This is a genomic window from Psychrobacillus sp. FSL W7-1457 (genome assembly GCF_038593405.1).
Taxonomy (GTDB): domain Bacteria; phylum Bacillota; class Bacilli; order Bacillales_A; family Planococcaceae; genus Psychrobacillus.
The window spans coordinates 818,696-835,651 of the sequence record NZ_CP151993.1 but is presented as its reverse complement, the minus strand read 5'-3'; the positions used below and the strand labels follow the sequence as shown (position 1 = coordinate 835,651).

Annotated in this window: 14 protein-coding genes; 1 reads left to right on the top strand and 13 read right to left on the bottom strand. The window is 41.7% G+C overall.

Translation table 11 applies throughout. The features are described from left to right. Positions 1–135 precede the first annotated feature (135 nt). A complete protein-coding gene (locus NSQ95_RS03980; protein ID WP_342560786.1) occupies positions 136–1,515 on the top strand; it encodes a Glu/Leu/Phe/Val dehydrogenase in 1,380 nt (459 codons plus the stop codon). A 101-nt stretch (positions 1,516–1,616) separates the two neighbouring features. On the opposite strand, the gene NSQ95_RS03975 is transcribed toward NSQ95_RS03980, so the two are convergent. From NSQ95_RS03975 to NSQ95_RS03915, 13 genes are all read right to left on the bottom strand, one after another. After that, positions 1,617–2,378: an IclR family transcriptional regulator gene (locus NSQ95_RS03975; RefSeq protein WP_342560354.1), complete on the bottom strand. Its 762-nt coding sequence runs from the start codon at positions 2,376–2,378 to the stop codon at positions 1,617–1,619. A gap of 29 nt (positions 2,379–2,407) precedes the next feature. Continuing rightward, positions 2,408–3,592, bottom strand: coding sequence for a CoA transferase (locus tag NSQ95_RS03970; protein ID WP_342560353.1), 1,185 nt, complete (start codon positions 3,590–3,592; stop codon positions 2,408–2,410). A gap of 28 nt (positions 3,593–3,620) precedes the next feature. Next, complete coding sequence (locus NSQ95_RS03965; protein WP_342560352.1) at positions 3,621–5,561, bottom strand: TRAP transporter permease; 1,941 nt, start codon at positions 5,559–5,561, stop codon at positions 3,621–3,623. Positions 5,562–5,574: 13 nt separating this feature from the next. Next, on the bottom strand, positions 5,575–6,549 hold the full coding sequence (locus tag NSQ95_RS03960; RefSeq protein ID WP_342560351.1) for a TAXI family TRAP transporter solute-binding subunit: 975 nt from the start codon (positions 6,547–6,549) through the stop codon (positions 5,575–5,577). Further along, positions 6,539–7,372, bottom strand: a complete 834-nt coding sequence (locus tag NSQ95_RS03955) for an enoyl-CoA hydratase-related protein (protein WP_298470486.1) — start codon at positions 7,370–7,372, stop codon at positions 6,539–6,541. The genes NSQ95_RS03960 and NSQ95_RS03955 overlap by 11 nt, the downstream gene beginning before the upstream one ends. Further along, positions 7,353–8,384 carry an acyl-CoA dehydrogenase family protein gene (locus NSQ95_RS03950; protein ID WP_342560350.1) on the bottom strand — a complete coding sequence of 344 codons (1,032 nt, stop codon included), beginning with the start codon at positions 8,382–8,384 and terminating at the stop codon, positions 7,353–7,355. Before NSQ95_RS03950 ends, NSQ95_RS03955 begins: the two co-directional genes overlap by 20 nt. Continuing rightward, positions 8,381–9,535: an acyl-CoA dehydrogenase family protein gene (locus tag NSQ95_RS03945; protein ID WP_342560349.1), complete on the bottom strand. Its 1,155-nt coding sequence runs from the start codon at positions 9,533–9,535 to the stop codon at positions 8,381–8,383. Before NSQ95_RS03945 ends, NSQ95_RS03950 begins: the two co-directional genes overlap by 4 nt. Positions 9,536–10,747: 1,212 nt before the next feature. After that, positions 10,748–11,212 (bottom strand): GNAT family N-acetyltransferase, encoded by a 465-nt coding sequence (locus tag NSQ95_RS03940; RefSeq protein ID WP_342560348.1) that lies wholly within the window; start codon positions 11,210–11,212, stop codon positions 10,748–10,750. Between the two features lie 360 nt (positions 11,213–11,572). Further along, positions 11,573–12,712 (bottom strand): M20 family metallopeptidase, encoded by a 1,140-nt coding sequence (locus tag NSQ95_RS03935; protein ID WP_342560785.1) that lies wholly within the window; start codon positions 12,710–12,712, stop codon positions 11,573–11,575. After that, positions 12,712–13,737 carry an oligopeptide/dipeptide ABC transporter ATP-binding protein gene (locus NSQ95_RS03930; RefSeq protein WP_342560347.1) on the bottom strand — a complete coding sequence of 342 codons (1,026 nt, stop codon included), beginning with the start codon at positions 13,735–13,737 and terminating at the stop codon, positions 12,712–12,714. The genes NSQ95_RS03935 and NSQ95_RS03930 overlap by 1 nt, the downstream gene beginning before the upstream one ends. After that, positions 13,709–14,719 (bottom strand): ABC transporter ATP-binding protein, encoded by a 1,011-nt coding sequence (locus NSQ95_RS03925; protein WP_342560346.1) that lies wholly within the window; start codon positions 14,717–14,719, stop codon positions 13,709–13,711. Before NSQ95_RS03925 ends, NSQ95_RS03930 begins: the two co-directional genes overlap by 29 nt. Positions 14,720–14,737: 18 nt before the next feature. Next, the gene (locus NSQ95_RS03920) at positions 14,738–15,613 is read right to left on the bottom strand and encodes an ABC transporter permease (protein ID WP_342560784.1); all 876 of its coding nucleotides are present in this window, start codon (positions 15,611–15,613) and stop codon (positions 14,738–14,740) included. Between the two features lie 37 nt (positions 15,614–15,650). Next, positions 15,651–16,568 (bottom strand): ABC transporter permease, encoded by a 918-nt coding sequence (locus NSQ95_RS03915; protein WP_251552631.1) that lies wholly within the window; start codon positions 16,566–16,568, stop codon positions 15,651–15,653. Positions 16,569–16,956: the final 388 nt, after the last annotated feature.

The window sequence follows — 16,956 nt, the reverse complement described above, 5'->3', positions numbered from 1 at the left end:
AACAAATCATACCAATAAATTGCTCTCAAAAATAGTTATGAAAGCTAGATCATTAATTACATTTCCTACGTTTTTTCCCAAAACTTTAGGGTATAACTAACAACGATGAACAATTATTTGGAGGTGCTGGAATTAGTGGAAGAGCAAACGATATCTATTGTAAAACAGTCACTGAATGCACTATTGGAGAACGAGACATTTTTGCCAGAGTTACAGGGTGAAATGCGGACAAAGGCCTTTACTTCGTTGAATGCGATTTTATCAACGCCGAATCAGATACATAAGTCCTTCCTGCGTGTCCCGCTCGAAAGTGGAGAGGTCGTTCGAATTCCTTCTTATCGGGTGCATCATAATGATGCCCTTGGACCTTATAAAGGTGGGATTCGTTTTCATGAGTCGGTTAATGAGGAAGAGGTTATTAACTTAGCGTTTTTGATGACGTTAAAAAACGCTTTGCATGATGTGCCATTTGGGGGAGGAAAAGGCGGAATCGTTATTGATCCTAAAAACTTCACCGATAAGGAGCTACATCGTATTTGTACGAAATACGTTCGTTATTTTAATCATGTACTTGGCCCCGACCGTGATATTCCAGCACCAGATGTTGGTTCTGGTGAGCGTGAAATGGACTGGATGATGGCTGAATACAAAAAAATTAACCAAGGGCAGCCTTATCTCGGCAGCTTTACGGGAAAAAGTGTCGCCAATGGAGGGTCTTTAGGACGACGTGAGGCAACGGGTAAAGGGGTTTATTTCACCTTCCGCTATATGCTAAGCAATTATGCCAAGGAGCACGGGCAAACGTTAGCAGGCTCCGATAATCCTTACGCTAAAACGTTAATGGAACACGCCAACCGACCATTAAGTGTTGCTGTCCAAGGGTTTGGTAACGTTGGCTCAGTCACTGCACTCGAGGCTGCTAAATGCGAACACTTACAAAATAAAGTCGTTGCTGTAAGCGATAGAAATGTAACACTCTTTAATAAAGAAGGCTTAGATATCCAGTCACTTGTCCAATTCTCTGCCGGGAACAAGGGTGACCTACCAACGTCAGAGCAACAGCTAAAAGAAGCTGGAGTCACAGCGACTATCTTGAGTAGAGAAGAAATTCTAACGATGGATGTGGATGTTTTATTCCTGGCTGCTTTAGAAAATCAATTAAACGCAACGAATAAAGCCGAGATTAAAGCACGAATTATTGTAGAAGGCGCAAATGCCCCAACGACAAAGGATGCAGATCAATACTTGAGCCAAAAGGGCGTCATTATCATACCCGACATTTTAGCCAATGCCGGCGGGGTAATCGTATCCTATCTAGAATGGCTACAAGGACGCGAAACCCAGTTTTACTCAGAGGAAGAAGTCTACAACCAGCTTCTCGATAAAATGAAACACACGATGGATACGCTGCTCCCACTATACTTCAGCGACCCATTACCGCTTCGCCAAAACTGCTTTATCCATGCGGTAATTCGTTTGTCTACTGTACTGTATCGACAAGGAAAACTATATTAATAAAAGGATGGAGCGACGTCAGTCACTCCATCCTTTTATTGTTAGCGGGAACCAGTAGTGAATTGTGTCTGACACAGGGACAGACAAAAAGACGCACTTCCTCAAACAATCCGCCCAGCAGCATCCTTCAACAACTGAATCAACTGCTCGTCATCATATTCTTCCTGGCGAATATAAGGGTAAGTCACTGAGAGGGCACCGAGCAAAATTTGTCCATGTGCGATGATTGGGACACTGACGGAAACCGCTCCCTTCACTCTTTCTCCCTTAGTCATGGCATAGCCTTGTTGACGAATAAGTGATAGCTGTTCTAGCAGCTCTTCTTTTGTTTCTACAGTAATATCAGTAATCTTTTCGAAGTTTACTGTTTCTAAGTAATCTCTTAAATAGGAATCTGATTGGTGTGCTAAAAGTATTTTGGCGGATGCGCCTGCATAAAGTGGCGACGTATGACCAACAAAGGTAAGTGCTGCTAGCTCATGACGGCTCGGCAAGTTATAAATGCACCGACGCTCGTTTCTTTCTATTATATTAATAGAAATATTTTCTTTCGTTTGTTCGTTTAGCTTTTCCATGATCGGGATTGCTTTTGATAGAAGAGCATCACTTTTAGCTGCGAGCTCTCCTAGGAACATTAGCTCTAGGCCTAACGAATATTGCTTTGTTTGCTCGTCTCTTACTAAAAATCCCTCCGACATTAATGTGCTCACTATTCTTTGCAAACTAGAGACTGAAATGTCCGTATGCTTGGATATTTCGGTGAGTGATAACTTGGGATAGTCTAGTGAGAAAGCTCTTAGCACTTGTATAACCCGGTGGATAGATGACATAGAATATTTGCTTTTGTTTGTTTCATTCTCCAAGGGAAGCACCTCTTTCATACCTGTTCCCTTCATATTACCTTATTTTTAGCAGTGAATGAATCTTCTATTACCTTATTTCCTAATAGCTCATCTAAAACCTCCTCCGTATGTTGGCCAATTGTAGGAGGAGCGTATCTTGTTTTCACGTTTAAGCCGCTATGCTTGAGCGGACTTGCTAAAAGCTTAATTGGTCCCGCTGGGTGTTCTACGGTTTCAACACCTTCTCTATCCAAAATCTGCTCCTGCTCTAGCGCCTGTTGAATCGTGTTCACTCGACCTACTGGCACTTTTGCATCGGATAATATAGTTACCCATTCCTCGGATGACTTAGTAATTAAAACCCCTTCAATTAACCCTACCAATTCACCTTCATGCTGCTTCCGATCGTTGTTTGACACGAATCGAGTATCTACTCCCCATTCGGGGTGTCCCATCGCGTCTGCTAGCTTTCGAAACAGACCATCATTTCCGGCACAGATCATAATTGGGTAGTCCTCTGTTTGGAATACCTGATACGGAGTGACGTTATTATGTTGGTTTCCTTTTCTTTCGGATACCATCCCAGTGTTAAGGTAGGCGCTTGCAACATTGGCCATGCTTGCGACCTGTACATCTAATAGCGACAAATCTATAAACTGTCCTTCGCCAGTCATGTCTCTTTGACGAATAGCCGAAACAATACTTAACGCCACGTATCCTGAAGTAATAATATCCGCAATTGGGATACCTACCTTTGTTGGCTCTCCGTCCGGCTGACCCGTTACATCCATTAAACCGCTCATAGCCTGCACGACTGGATCGAAGCCTGGAAGCGTGCCAAGAGGACCTGTCTGACCAAAGCCGGTTACTGCACAATAAATGATTTTAGGATTTCTGTTTTTTAAAATCTCGTAATCTAATCCAAGTTTTTTCATCGTTCCCGTCTTAAAGTTTTCAATGACTACATCCGACTTCTCTACTAGTTTTAGAAACTGTTCTTTTCCTTCCACTGATTTTAAATTGAGGGTAATAGACCTTTTATTTCGATTGGCACATAAATAGTAGGTACTCTCTCCATTTATAAAAGGTCCCCACTCTCTCATGCTATCCGATCCACCAGGTGGTTCTACTCTGATCACATCAGCACCTAAATCTCCTAGCGTCATAGCCCCTGCAGGAGCAGCATAGACTCGAGACAAATCTAAGACGCGAATATCATGTAGCGGTTGAATCATTTCCATACCTCTCCCTTCGTTTCTTACTTTATTTTTTTGCTTGTGCTAGCTTAAAACTAACTCCACTTTCCTTTACTTTCCGTAGATGGAACAAGAAAAGGAGCAATAGCATAGCAAACCCGATTAAATCCGTAAAACCAGATGTATCAATAACAAGTAACCCTGCAGCACCGTATAGTAGTCTTTCTATTATAGTAATCCGATCAAGCAAATATCCGGCTATAGCGATGGATAATGCACCTCCACCCATTAACGCGATTAAACCTGCACCAATACTTGCCCAAACGGAATGCCCATCGAATAACAATAGTGGGTTGAACAAAAAGTAAAAAGGAATGATAAAGGCGACAAGCCCTAATCTCACTGACTCGATTGATACCGCATTTGGATTGACCTTCGCTAGCCCAGCTGCAGCATACGAGGCTAAGGCAACAGGTGGTGTGATACTAGATAGCGCTGCGTAATAGAAGGCGAACATATGGGCTGCAATAGGTGGCACTCCCATACGAGTAAGAATAGGAATGGAAATAGTTGCCACGATGATATATGCTGCCGTTGCAGGTACTCCCATACCAAGGATGATACTGATCACCATCGTTAAAATTGCAGCGATCAACACGCTGTCCCCAGCCAAGTTCAGAACGTTGTTACCAATCGTCAAACCAATACTCGATAACGTAACCGTTCCGATAACAATCCCTACAATTGCGGTAGCGATACCTACATTAACCGCTCCTCGTGCTCCTTCTTCAATCGAACGTAGAATATCTGAAAAGCCCATTCTCGTGCTTTTGCGAATCCAAGAAGCAATAACCGTAGCTATTAATGACCAAATAGCTGCAAAGAGTGGTGTAACACCAGTCATTAACGTAGCTATTAACACGACTAACGGGATTAATAAGTGTCCTTTTTCCTTTAAAACTACAATAGCATTTGGAATATTTTCCTTTGCAACACCAGACAATCCAAGACGTTTTGCCTCTAAATGTACGACCATAAGCAGTACGCTATAATACAAAACTGCCGGGATAATGGCTGCCAGCATAACTGTACTGTAAGGGACTCCTAGAAACTCGGCCATGATGAACCCGGCAGCTCCCATAATTGGCGGAGCAATAAGGCCACCAGTGGAGGCTACTGCCTCAACTGCTGCAGCAAACTTTGGCTTGTAACCTGTTTTCTTCATCAATGGGATTGTTACGGCTCCAGTGGTCACAACGTTCCCTACTGCTGAACCGCTCATCATCCCCATTAATCCACTTCCGATAACCGCAACCTTTGCTGGACCCCCAGATGTTCTACCGGCAATCGTTAAGGCTAAGTCATTGATAAAATCAGAGAATCCACTGTTTTTCAGGAATGCCCCGAACATGACGAATACAAAAATGTAAGTAGCTGACACACCTATAGCGGTCCCAAAGATACCTTGACCACCCCAGAACATAATCGAGATTACCCGTTCCACACTAAAGCCCGCATGCCCAAACATTCCTGGTAAATAAGAACCGATAAAGTTATAGAGTAAAAAGACGGCTGCTATGATCGTCATAGAGAGGCCAGTCACACGGCGAGTCGCTTCAAATAACAAAATAATCGCTAATCCACCAATGATATAATCCATGAAGATGTTCGCACCATATCGATCTCTAATAAATGTATCGTAGGTCAAAATGAGATAACCTATTGTAATAATAGAAAGTGCGACCAGCACCAAATCTATTTTGCTAGGCTGTAATCGGGCTTTACTTTTTTTAGAGCTAGGATATAACAAAAAACTAAATACTAACAGAAAGCCTAGATGCCATGCTCGGAACTTAATTGCATCCATTACACCATAACTACTCATATATAGTTGGAAAAAGGTCCAAATGATTGTTGCTACTAAAATAACTCTTGCCCACTTGCCTATAAACTGGCGTTGACTAGCGTCCTCATCCACTGGAAGATTTGCTTGCTCTTGAGTAGTCATCCTGTCCACCCTCCTATTTCAAAACGCCGATTTCTTTGTAATACTTCTCTGCTCCTGGGTGTAACGGCACATCCGCTGTACCAGTTACTGCCTTCTCTAGATCAAATGCCTTAACGACAGAATGTCCTTCGCTTAATGTATCTAAGTTCTCCCAAAGCGACTTCGTCATCTCATACACAGTTTCCTCACTCAAATTGACATCAACCGCTATCGTGCTATACTGACCTACCGTTAAAATATCCTCTTCCTGTCCCTCGTACGTTCCTTTTTCGATAACATACTCAAAATTCCATGGATTTTTCTCATCCGTCATATTGGCTACACCTTCTTTAGTAAAGCTCACCAACTTAGAATCTACAGTAGAGATCAGCTCAGATGCTCCAGCAGCTGGTACCCCGGTATAAATGTTGACTGCCTTCACCTGCTTGTTACGCATCAAATCTACCGCTTCTCCAAATCCAACATAATTTTCTTTCACTGACTGAACTCCATGCGCCTTCAAAATGAGTTTAGATTCAAGCTCTGTAGCCGAACCTGCAGCTCCAAGGACAAAGGATTCCCCATCTAGATCATTGATAGAGTCAATTTTTGCATCATTCAAAGCAATAATATGGCTGACATTTGGGTACAAGTTGGCAAGAATACGAACATCTTCATATTTTTTATCCCCAAAGCTGTTCTCTCCGTTATAGGCCTCCCAAATAATATTTACCGTTGAAAAGGCTAAATGGGATTCTCCACGTTGCATTAGCTTTAAGTTTTCTACCGACCCGTTAGAAGCCTGAGCCGTAACTGAAAGATCATTCGTATTCGTCCAATGCGTTGCAAGCAACGCTCCAAGTGGATAATACACTCCACTCGTTGTGCCAGTACTAAATGTAATACGGTCAGGCTTACCCTCTGCAGTCGCTCCATTATCAGAACTGCAAGCGCTTACAAATATCAATATACAAACCATTAGAAGCACTAACCAATGTCTATTTTTCATTCAACATTACCTCTTCCCGATTAAAGTTTGGTTTTCTTTTTTCTACAATCGCCTGGACGCCTTCTTTATGGTTGTCATCCTCCATCACCAATGCCATCTTAGAGGAAATGTAATCTAACGAGGATCGCAAGGACATTTCACTATTTTGACAAACCGCTCGCTTGATTAGCTGTGTTGCTAGCCTTGGTGCCTCAGAAAGCTGTTTGGCATAAGCCGCAACTACTTCATCCAATTCCCCATCTGGCACGACAAATGTCACTAAGCCTCGTTCCTTTGCCGCCTCAGCTGTCAGCACCTCTCCGGTCCAGAGCATATGAAGCGCCATGTCTTTTCCGACAAGCTTTGGTAAGAAGTAGGCTCCACCATCACCAGGTACAATGCCTACCTTAATATAGCTTTCTGATAGCTTACAAGAGTTAGCTGCAAATCGGATATCACACATCAAGGCCATATCAAGCCCCGCTCCGAATGCTACACCATGCACCTTAGCAATAACGGGCTTATCAATCTCCTCCAATAAAAGAGGAACTCGTTGCACTTTTTTCCAAAGAGAGTTTTTTCGGTTAATCCCCTTCGAAATAATGTCTTTATCTGATTTATAAAAGCCTTTTCCTGCAATCATTTCCTTTATGTCTCCGCCGGAACAAAAACCCTTTCCAGCACCTTGAACAACAAGTACAGATATTTCCTCTGAATCTCTTACCTCTTCTAAAGCCTCAATCCATAAATCTAGCATTTCTCCGCTAAATGCATTTAGTGCCTCTGGACGATTCAGTGTAATCGTTGCAATTGTATCCTTTACCTCAAACAGTAGATCCGACATTTACCTCTACCCCTCTCACTTCTGTTATGGCTTCCCAAATTGTTTCTTTTCTTGTTAAGTACAAATCGGCAAGATGATTTGCCCAATAGGTTTCATTTCCGGCTTCCTCTCGCCAAGACCATAGTCTTCTAGTAAAATGGTGTAGCTCATGCTCATACGTCATACCAATCCCCGCGTGCAGCTGGTGTGCCGCCTTAGCAACTACATTGCTATTGGAGGAAATTTCTATCTTCGCCATTGCAATTTTTTCATTCTTAGTGTCCTTCTCGTAAGCTGCTACTGTCGCCTCGAATGTAGCATACGCCGCAGCAACCTCTCCGGCAATAGCTGTCAAATGATGCTGAATCGCCTGAAAACGATGCAATGGCCGACCGAACTGCTGACGCTCCTTCGAATAAAATACCGTTAATGCCAAAATACTCTCCATAGCTCCCGTCATCATTGCCACTCGACTCATCGTAAGATAACGCTCATAGTCCTCCTCGAGCTCATGAAAAGGGACAGTTAACGCTCCTATTTTTCCTTTATTCCACTGCACCAAATCTCTAGGTTCAGCTGCAAGATTAGCCTTTGACGTGTAGGTCATCTCTGAGGCATTCACTCGCTCATAGCCACTAGGAGAAACAACGATAATCTCATCTACAAACCGCGCATAAGGAACATGAAAAAGCGTATCCTCACCTTCTTCGCATAGATGTAAAACTCGTAGCTTATCATCCACTTCACCATTTACCTTAGCAAGAAACTGATTGGCATAAATCACTTCTGCTAGAGGTAACGGCGCTGCATACTTGCCAGCGATTCGGAGGATAGAAAATATATCCTGACTGTCGCCTCCTACGCCTCCGGAATCCTCATCAATCCCAAGGTAAGTCAGACCTGATTCCTGAACTGCCTTCCAGAGTGGCTTGCTCCATTCCCCTTCCTCAAACCTTTCCCTCGTCTCCTTAGTCGATAGATCCCTCAATATTTTTTCGGTCGTATCCTCGATAAATTCTCTCATCTCACTCATGCAGAAACCACTCCTTTTGCGACTATTCCTCGTAAGATTTCGGTCGTCCCACCTCTTAGCGTAAAGCCAGGACCATGCAGAATAGATTCAGCTAGCAATCTAGAATAATGGTCTGCCTCCTGCTTGCTAGGCATAGTTGGAAGTAGCAAACGAATCACCTCTGCAACACTTTGTTCAAAACTATTCCCTAAGTCCTTCACAAGTGCGGCTGCTAAATTCACGTCCTTACCTTCCTCCAGCATAGCTGCGATACCCATCGACATATTTCGCAAAGACCACATTCTGCTGACTAGCTTCGCAACATCTATCAAACCTCGTTGGTCACCCTTTACCTTTAGTAGCTTCATAGCTTCATTTAATAAAGGAAATGTACTTAAGATCCGCTCAGGACCGCTTCTCTCAAACGACAGCTCGGTTAACCCCTGTGCCCAGCCATTTCCTTCTTGGCCTATTAATCTATCATCTGGCACGAAAACGCTTTCAAGAAACACTTCATTAAAGTGATGCTCTCCAGTCAAAAATTGAATCGGTCGAACAGTTACCCCTTCCGACTTCAAGTCGATAATGAGCTGACTCATTCCCCCGTGGCGATTATTAACATCCTGTGGGGCAGTCCTGCACAAGGTAATCATGTAATGCGAATGATGTGCACCCGACGTCCATGTTTTCATCCCATTGACTACCCAGCCACCGTCTACTTTAGTAGCAGTGGTCTTTAAGGATGCTAAATCAGAACCAGAATTCGGTTCAGATAGACCAATGGAAAAGAAGCATTCTCCCCTCACAATCTTAGGTATGAAAAACTCCTTCTGCTGCTCCGTTCCAAATTTTAGGATAAGCGGTCCAGACTGCCGATCCGCAAACCAATGAGAGGCAACTGGTGCACCAATCGCTAACAGCTCCTCTGTAATTATGTATCTGTCAATACTAGATCGCGCTTGGCCACCATACTCCTTAGGAAATGTGATGCCAACCCAACCCTTTTTCCCAAGTTTCTGAGAAAACTCCGCGCTATATCCACTTAGCCAAGAATCCGAATGTGTTTCAAAGGCTCCGTCAAGCTTCTCCTGTTCTAAATAAGCTCTAACTTCCTGTCGAAAAGCCATCTGCTCCTCTGTAAACTGAAAGGCTGGTAGCTGTAACTGTCTCATCTAACTCCTCCTTTACCGATATAGCATAATTATTATGCCTCAGTGATAACTATTTACACCATAATATAATCATATTTAATTGTCAATTTAGAATTTACTGAAATTTTAAAATGAATCATTTTAACTAATTGTGAAAAAGTTATCGCATTAGTATATTAATAGATTATTTTATACGACTTTCTCTTGATTAAGTTATAGTATGCTGCAACCTATATAACAAAATAATGTTATCAATATAATAGTTTTTTCTTCGATCAACATCCGGATACACAGAAAAAAGCGTAATCCAACTTTCGGATTACGCTTCTTCTTTCCCTAATACAGGGAATACACTCGGAAAATTCACTTTATGTTGCGTTGTAAATCGTAACTGACAATCCGTCTGTTAATGAACCAGACATTTAGGTGCACTTAAAACAAAAAACTTTTCTTTCACTTGCTAAAATACGCTGAATCGAAACCTAAATATATCGGTTCCCGACGAGAGTACCTTTCGTCAGTAAAGCAAATCTTCCGCCAAGGCTGTGCAAATCATCCTTCGGAGTTTCTTGTAAACACATTGTTTACCAGTCCTTTCCTTCGGTAGTTCCGCCTTGTACTATTTATATACCCCGTCGGAAAATACTTAAACATCTTTTATTAGCTGAGCAATTATTTCTGACACAGGGACACAAAGAAAAAAGCGTAATCCAAATTTCGGATTACGCTTCTTCTATCCCTATAAAGGGAATACACTCGGAAAATTTACTTCATGTTGCGTTGTAAATTGTAACTGACAATTCGTCTGTTAATGAACCAGACATTTAGGTGCACTTAAAACAAAAAACTTTTCTTTCACTTGCAAAAACAATACACTGAATCGAAACCTAAATATATCGGTTCCCGACGAGAGTACCTTTCGTCAGTAAAGCAAATCTTCCGCCAAGGCTGTGCAAATCATCCTTTGGAGTTTCTTGTAAACACATTGTTTACCAGTCCTTTCCTTCGGTAGTTCCGCCTTGTACTATTAATATACCCCACTAAAATATCATTAAACATCTTTTATCACTATTTATTTAAAATTTTTTAATTAAATTGGAAGACCGCTTTATCTCGCTTAAAGAAAAAGCTTAAACACCGCTACTCTCCCTAGCGTTTGAATATTAAAGTCTATAGTACGAAATATGTAGAAATTAAAATCAATTATCAGAATAGTGTCTGACACAGGGACACCTATAACAGTTTGTGCATGGAAATAGCAGAAGAGGTAAACCCCAGCTTTGTATATAGACGATAAGCATGCTCATTATTTCCGAATACGCTTAAAGAGATTGAATCTATTCCACGCCCTCTTACTCTATCTTGTAATTCCTCTAAGGCTTTTGTTGCGTAACCCTTTTGCCTGTATGTCTCTTTAATATAAATGTGATAAAGATAGGCGCGATTAATTTCCAGATTTACACTAAACCAGATGATTCCTACTTCCTTAGCTATTACAGGATCATAGAGGTTGTATAAAAATTGTCCATCGGTGGATAAACCATCTGGAAACAAATCCTTCATCATCATTTCTGATTCTTCCATCGCTTTATCTATAGGAAGATTATAGTTGTCCGAAATATCCTTCGCATAATCCGGTATCATAAAATCTAAGTAGGTATTAAATTCATGGTCATTCATTTCTTTAAGCTTAATCATCTATTTATCCTCCTCCACCCTTTGACATCCCACGGATTACCATAATTAAATTGTTCATACCTGCCGAATCTATATATCCTTCGTTATTTATTCGCAATAGACACGAAAAAATCCTGCTTTTTTTAGTTTCGCGGCTTTTCCTATTTACATAATAAAAAGCCACTCACTAATGAGTGACCTCTAATTTATCCTTCTTAAAAAACAACCAGTCTCCTTGGGCATACACGCTTCCGAGGTTTTGTATCCAACTGCTCACTGCCGATTATGTATGACAAAGGGATGCAATTACCGAGAATTGTAGTCAATTGTCAGAATAGTGTAGAATTGTTTCTGACACAGGGACGCTCACAACCCTCCAACCTACCCACCAGTTCCCGACAGCCTCGACACCGTTTCAGCCAACAAAAAGCATCTTTCCGTCAGTGAGTCTATTTCGAGATATTCCCCTTCATTGTGCAGCTTCCCACCAATTGGTCCTACACCGTCAATGGTGGCTACGCCAAGGTGAGAGGGAAATGAAGCGTCTGATCCTCCTCCGGTATGAGAATCGGTTACCTTTAAGCCAAAGGAGTTTCCGACTTCCTTTACGATCTCTAGTAGCTTTTGGTTCTTATCATCAAGCTCCATTGGTGGACGGGTGATGCCGCCTTCTAGGTCGATTGTAGTTCCTGGTACGTCTGGTACGGAACAAATAGTTTCGATTTGCTTGGCAATTTCTAAGCTTTGCTCATCACTTTCGACGCGTACATCTACATATCCAGTGGCGCTGTCTGGAATCATATTTACAGCGTCTCCGCCTTCCACTATACCTACACTTACTGATATTCCTTGCTCATGGTCAGTTAAATGATTGAGCTTTATCGTTTTATATGCAAGCTCCTCAATAGCACTTCTGCCTTCTTCTGGTGCTACTCCGGAGTGTGCAGATCTTCCATGTACATGCAGCGTATATCTGCCGCCCCCTCTTCGTGAGGACACAATCGAACCATCCTTACGGGCAGGCTCCATAACCAATGCATATTTCACTTCCTTTGAAATTTCCTCAATGAGCTCCCTGGATGTCGGGGAACCTATTTCCTCATCACTATTTAAAATAATGATGACATTTTTCAAAGCAGCATCGTTTTTCTCGTACAAATATTTCATGGCATACAATAGAGTTACCTGACTTGCCTTCATATCCGCTACTCCTGGACCAAATGCAAGGCCATCCTTAATAGTAAACGGTCTTTCTGCTGCTGTTCCAATCGGAAACACCGTATCCATATGAGCGATTAGCAGTATTTCAGGCTTCAAGGCTTCTTTATGTTTAATGACAATGTTATTTCCAAATTCCTCATTTTCTTTTATTTCAATTGAGAGGTCCATTTGTTTATATTCATTTATTAGGATTTCTCCTATTTTATCTACTCCAGTTTTACACGTTGAGCCACTATCGATATTTACTAGCTTTTCAATGAGCTCAAGCATCGGCTCAAGGTTTCTCCTCAGATAGTCCATCACGCATCTACCTTCACTTTCTCTTCATTGATAATTCCTTTACCATTTTCAAGCGGGAAATGACAGGCTACAAATTGACCTGACGCTTTTTCCTCAAATATAGGCTCCGTTTTACTGCATATGTCCTGAGCATAAGGGCATCTTGTATGGAAATTGCAGCCAGGGGGTGGATTTGCCGGACTCGGGATATCGCCTTCTAAAAGCTGTCTTCCCTCGATGTTCCGTTGAGTTGGATCTGGAACTGGCACAGCGGACAATAAACCCTCTGTATAAGGATGCATAGGATGTAAAAACAACTTTTCCTTTGTCGTCAGCTCCACGATTTTACCAAGATACATCACGGCAATTCTGTCACTAATATGCTTTACTGCCGGAAGTCCATGTCCTATAAAAATGAATGTTAGATTGAGTTCCTTTTGTAGCTTAGATAGTAAGTTTAATATTTGGGACTGAATCGATACATCCAGTGCAGAAACTGGCTCATCACATATGATAAGCTTGGGATTTAAGGAAATAGCACGAGCAATTCCAATTCGTTGTCTCTGTCCACCACTAAATTCATGTGGATATCGATTGACATAAGCACGATTTAACCCAACTAGGTCCATCAGCTCCATTACTCGTTCAGTGAGCTCTTTTTTATGGAGAGATTTATGAGTCCTTAACGGCTCCGCTATCAAATCAAACACGCGCATACGTGGATTCAAGGAAGAAAAAGGGTCTTGAAATACCATTTGGATATCGGCTCGTTTCTTTCTTAACACCTCTCCTTTTAGCTTCGTCAAATCTTCTCCTTCAAATAAAATCTCACCTTCCGTGGCATCCAGTAGCTGACCTATCAGGTTTCCAGTAGTAGACTTCCCACATCCGGATTCCCCAACTATCCCTAGGGTTTCTCCCTCGTCCACATAAAAGTCCAAGCCGTCAACTGCATAAAGAAATTGCTTTTTTCTTTTTAAGAAGCCTTCAGATATATCAAAAGCCTTTTTCAGCCCTTTAACTTCCAGCAAATGATTTTGTTTCATACAAATCAACCACCTTTTCTTCATGGAGCCAGCATCTGACCTTGTGATTTGTCAGAATTTCTTCAAGCTTTGGTTGAGACTCAGCACATTTTTCCATGGCATACGGACAGCGATCCATGAACCGACAACCAGTTGGATAATCTAACGGACTTGGGACGGTGCCCGGTATAGAGGTTAGCTCATCCTTTAATTCATGGATTTTAGGAGTACTATCCATCAGGCCTTTCGTGTAAGGGTGTCTGGGTTCTCTAAACAATGTAAATACATCCGTTTCTTCCACTACTTGACCTGCATACATCACGACTACACGATCTGCCATTTCAGCCACTACACCCAAGTCATGGGTGATTAGCAAAATAGATGTGTCAAACTCCGTGATTAAGCCCTTCATCAATTTAAGAATTTGAGCCTGAATCGTTACATCTAGAGCAGTAGTTGGTTCATCTGCAATCAACAATTCTGGATTGCAGGAGAGTGCCATTGCAATCATGACACGCTGTCTCATACCTCCACTCAATGAATGCGGGAATGAGTCAATGACCTTCTCTGCCCTTGGTATCCCTACTTTTTTCAGCATATCAATACTTATCTGACGTGCTTCCTTCTTATTCTTCTTTTGATGCAGCATAATCGATTCTGCCATTTGATTTCCTATTGTGAAAACAGGGTTCAAGGAAGTAAGAGGCTCTTGGAAAATCATCGCTATTTCATTACCACGAAGGCTGCGCATTTCTTTCATTGAGATAGGAACAATATCTTTTCCCTTAAATAAAATTTGTCCATCTTCAATTTTCCCTGGCGATTCGATTAAACGCATAATGGATAGAGAGGTTACGCTTTTCCCTGAGCCCGATTCCCCTACTATTGCTACTGTCTCGCCTTTATTTATCCTTATAGAAACGTCATCGACTGAGGGAACAATCCCATTTTCAGTATGGAAATAAGTTTTGAGGTTTTTTACATTCAGTACTTCCTCCGCCATTGGGATTCCTCCTTTAGATTATTTTTTGATAGAGCGTGGATCAAGAACATCTCTTAACCAATCACCCAAGAATATGATTCCAAGCACTGTTACTGTTATGGCTAGACCCGGAAAAGTTGCCAGCCACCAGCTAGTCGCTAAATAATCTCTTCCATCACTCAAAATAGATCCCCATGAAACTGTCGGTGGTTGAACACCAAGTCCCAAAAAGCTAAGTGACGCTTCTAGAATGATCGTTGTTGCCACACTTAACGTGGAAATTACGATAAAAGAGGAAATTACATTTGGCAATAAATGACGAGTAATTATCTTATGGTTTTTCACTCCAATGGAACGAGCAGCTCTTACGAAATCACGTTCCTTTATAGTTAACACTTCGCCGCGAACAAGCCGTGCATAGTTTACCCAGTTCGTAGCACCGAGAACGAAGATAAGCGTAATCACACTAGGGCCAAAAACACTAAGTATTACTAGCGCAAAAAGAATAGTAGGGATGGCAAGGAAGGAATCTACAAGACGCATGAGCAAATTGTCAATAAAACCTCCGTAATACCCTGCGATCAAGCCAATCGTCACACCGATGATTCCGGCAACAACTACAGATGTAATACCTACTAATAAGGAAATTTGAGATCCATATATGATTCGACTAAGAATATCTCTCCCAAGATTATCCGTTCCCAATAGATTTGCAGTACTACCACCTTCCATCCAGAAAGGAGGCTTGAGCATATTAGCTGCATTAATAGCAGCGGGATCATGTGGTGCTAGTAATGGCGCAAAAATAGCCACTAAGAAAACAAATAATACGATAAAAAATCCTACGGTACCTGTCTTACTTCTAAGTAATAATCTACTCCACCTTTTAAAAGAAGAGGGTTTGTTTTGTGTCATGCTTACTGTCTGTGATTGGGTCAACTTAACTTCCCCCCTAGCTATATTTAATCCGTGGATCTAATAGTCGGTAAAGAATATCTGCTACTAGATTCATGAGAATGACGAGTGTTGCGATGACAAATACACTGGCTTGAACAATCGCCATATCACGTGTATTTACGGCCTGTATTAATAGTTGCCCTAAACCTGGCCATGAAAAGACGGTTTCAGTTATCAATGTGCCACCAACCAAAGTAGAGGTTTGTAATGCAGTGATTGTGATAACCGGAATAAGGGAGTTTCGGAACGCATGCTTATAAACTACGATTCTATCCTTTAAACCTTTACTCTTTGCTGTGCGTACGTAATCCTGATTCAACGTTTCAATCATGCTAGACCGGATGAGTCTCGTCATTTCCGCTGCTATCCCAGTAGCCAAAGTGACAGAAGGGAGAACCAAATGCATAAGCGTTCCTCTTCCGGAAACCGGGAAGAAGCTTAACGTAACGGAAAATAATAAAATTAACATGATTCCTAGCCAAAAGTTCGGCATCGCTTTTCCTATTACAGCCGCGCCCGTCGCCACTAAATCTAGACTAGAGTTTTGTTTGGTAGCAGACCAAATACCAAGTGGGATGGATACAACAATTGCTATTAGAAGTGCTGCAATACCTAGTTCAAGTGTTGCAGGGAGACGCTCTAAGACGATGGACATCGCATCCTGCCCATAACGATACGATTCTCCAAAATCACCTTGTACAAGGTTCATCAGGTATGTAGTGTATTGAACGATAAAGGATTCATTTAAGCCTAAGGATTCTCTTAATAGCTCGACATCTTCCTGAGAGGCGTCATCAGGTAGCATTAATGCCACGGGATCTCCTGCTATAAAGACTAGTGAAAAGACAATAAATGAAATGATTAATAATACGGGTATTATTTGTAGTATTCGCCTAACGAAGTAATTGTTCATCAATTGTCACCTCACACATATTTTGAAATGATTTGTAGACTGAATTAATTTCATAATCCCTTTTTAAATAAGAAAGTAGAATGGATTTTCGCTTCAGGCGGACGCTTTCCGCGGGGTGAGCGATAAGCCACCTTCCACTACAATCCATACGGAGATAACTGTCGTGTCTAATCAGTGAAACATTTTATGAAATTGAATCAACTATTAATTTCATAATCTTTTTCCTATAGAAAAATCCTTTTTAAGTAAGAAAGTAGCATGGAATTTCACTTCAGGTGAACGCTTTCTGTGGGGTGAGCGATAAGCCATCATCCGTCGCTACGCGCGCGTTTGTAATGTCTTATCTGTCTCACTCATCCCGCTGGAGTCGTCACCTTCCGCTACAATC

Coding starts and splice junctions, on each gene's coding strand:
- NSQ95_RS03940 (WP_342560348.1), bottom strand. CDS start 11,212: ATGATTAAGCTTAAAGAAATGAATGACCATGAATTTAATACCTACTTA.
- NSQ95_RS03960 (WP_342560351.1), bottom strand. CDS start 6,549: ATGAAAAATAGACATTGGTTAGTGCTTCTAATGGTTTGTATATTGATA.
- NSQ95_RS03925 (WP_342560346.1), bottom strand. CDS start 14,719: ATGGCGGAGGAAGTACTGAATGTAAAAAACCTCAAAACTTATTTCCAT.
- NSQ95_RS03915 (WP_251552631.1), bottom strand. CDS start 16,568: ATGAACAATTACTTCGTTAGGCGAATACTACAAATAATACCCGTATTA.
- NSQ95_RS03950 (WP_342560350.1), bottom strand. CDS start 8,384: ATGAGTGAGATGAGAGAATTTATCGAGGATACGACCGAAAAAATATTG.
- NSQ95_RS03945 (WP_342560349.1), bottom strand. CDS start 9,535: ATGAGACAGTTACAGCTACCAGCCTTTCAGTTTACAGAGGAGCAGATG.
- NSQ95_RS03965 (WP_342560352.1), bottom strand. CDS start 5,561: ATGACTACTCAAGAGCAAGCAAATCTTCCAGTGGATGAGGACGCTAGT.
- NSQ95_RS03935 (WP_342560785.1), bottom strand. CDS start 12,712: ATGGACTATCTGAGGAGAAACCTTGAGCCGATGCTTGAGCTCATTGAA.
- NSQ95_RS03920 (WP_342560784.1), bottom strand. CDS start 15,613: ATGACACAAAACAAACCCTCTTCTTTTAAAAGGTGGAGTAGATTATTA.
- NSQ95_RS03970 (WP_342560353.1), bottom strand. CDS start 3,592: ATGATTCAACCGCTACATGATATTCGCGTCTTAGATTTGTCTCGAGTC.
- NSQ95_RS03930 (WP_342560347.1), bottom strand. CDS start 13,737: ATGAAACAAAATCATTTGCTGGAAGTTAAAGGGCTGAAAAAGGCTTTT.
- NSQ95_RS03955 (WP_298470486.1), bottom strand. CDS start 7,372: ATGTCGGATCTACTGTTTGAGGTAAAGGATACAATTGCAACGATTACA.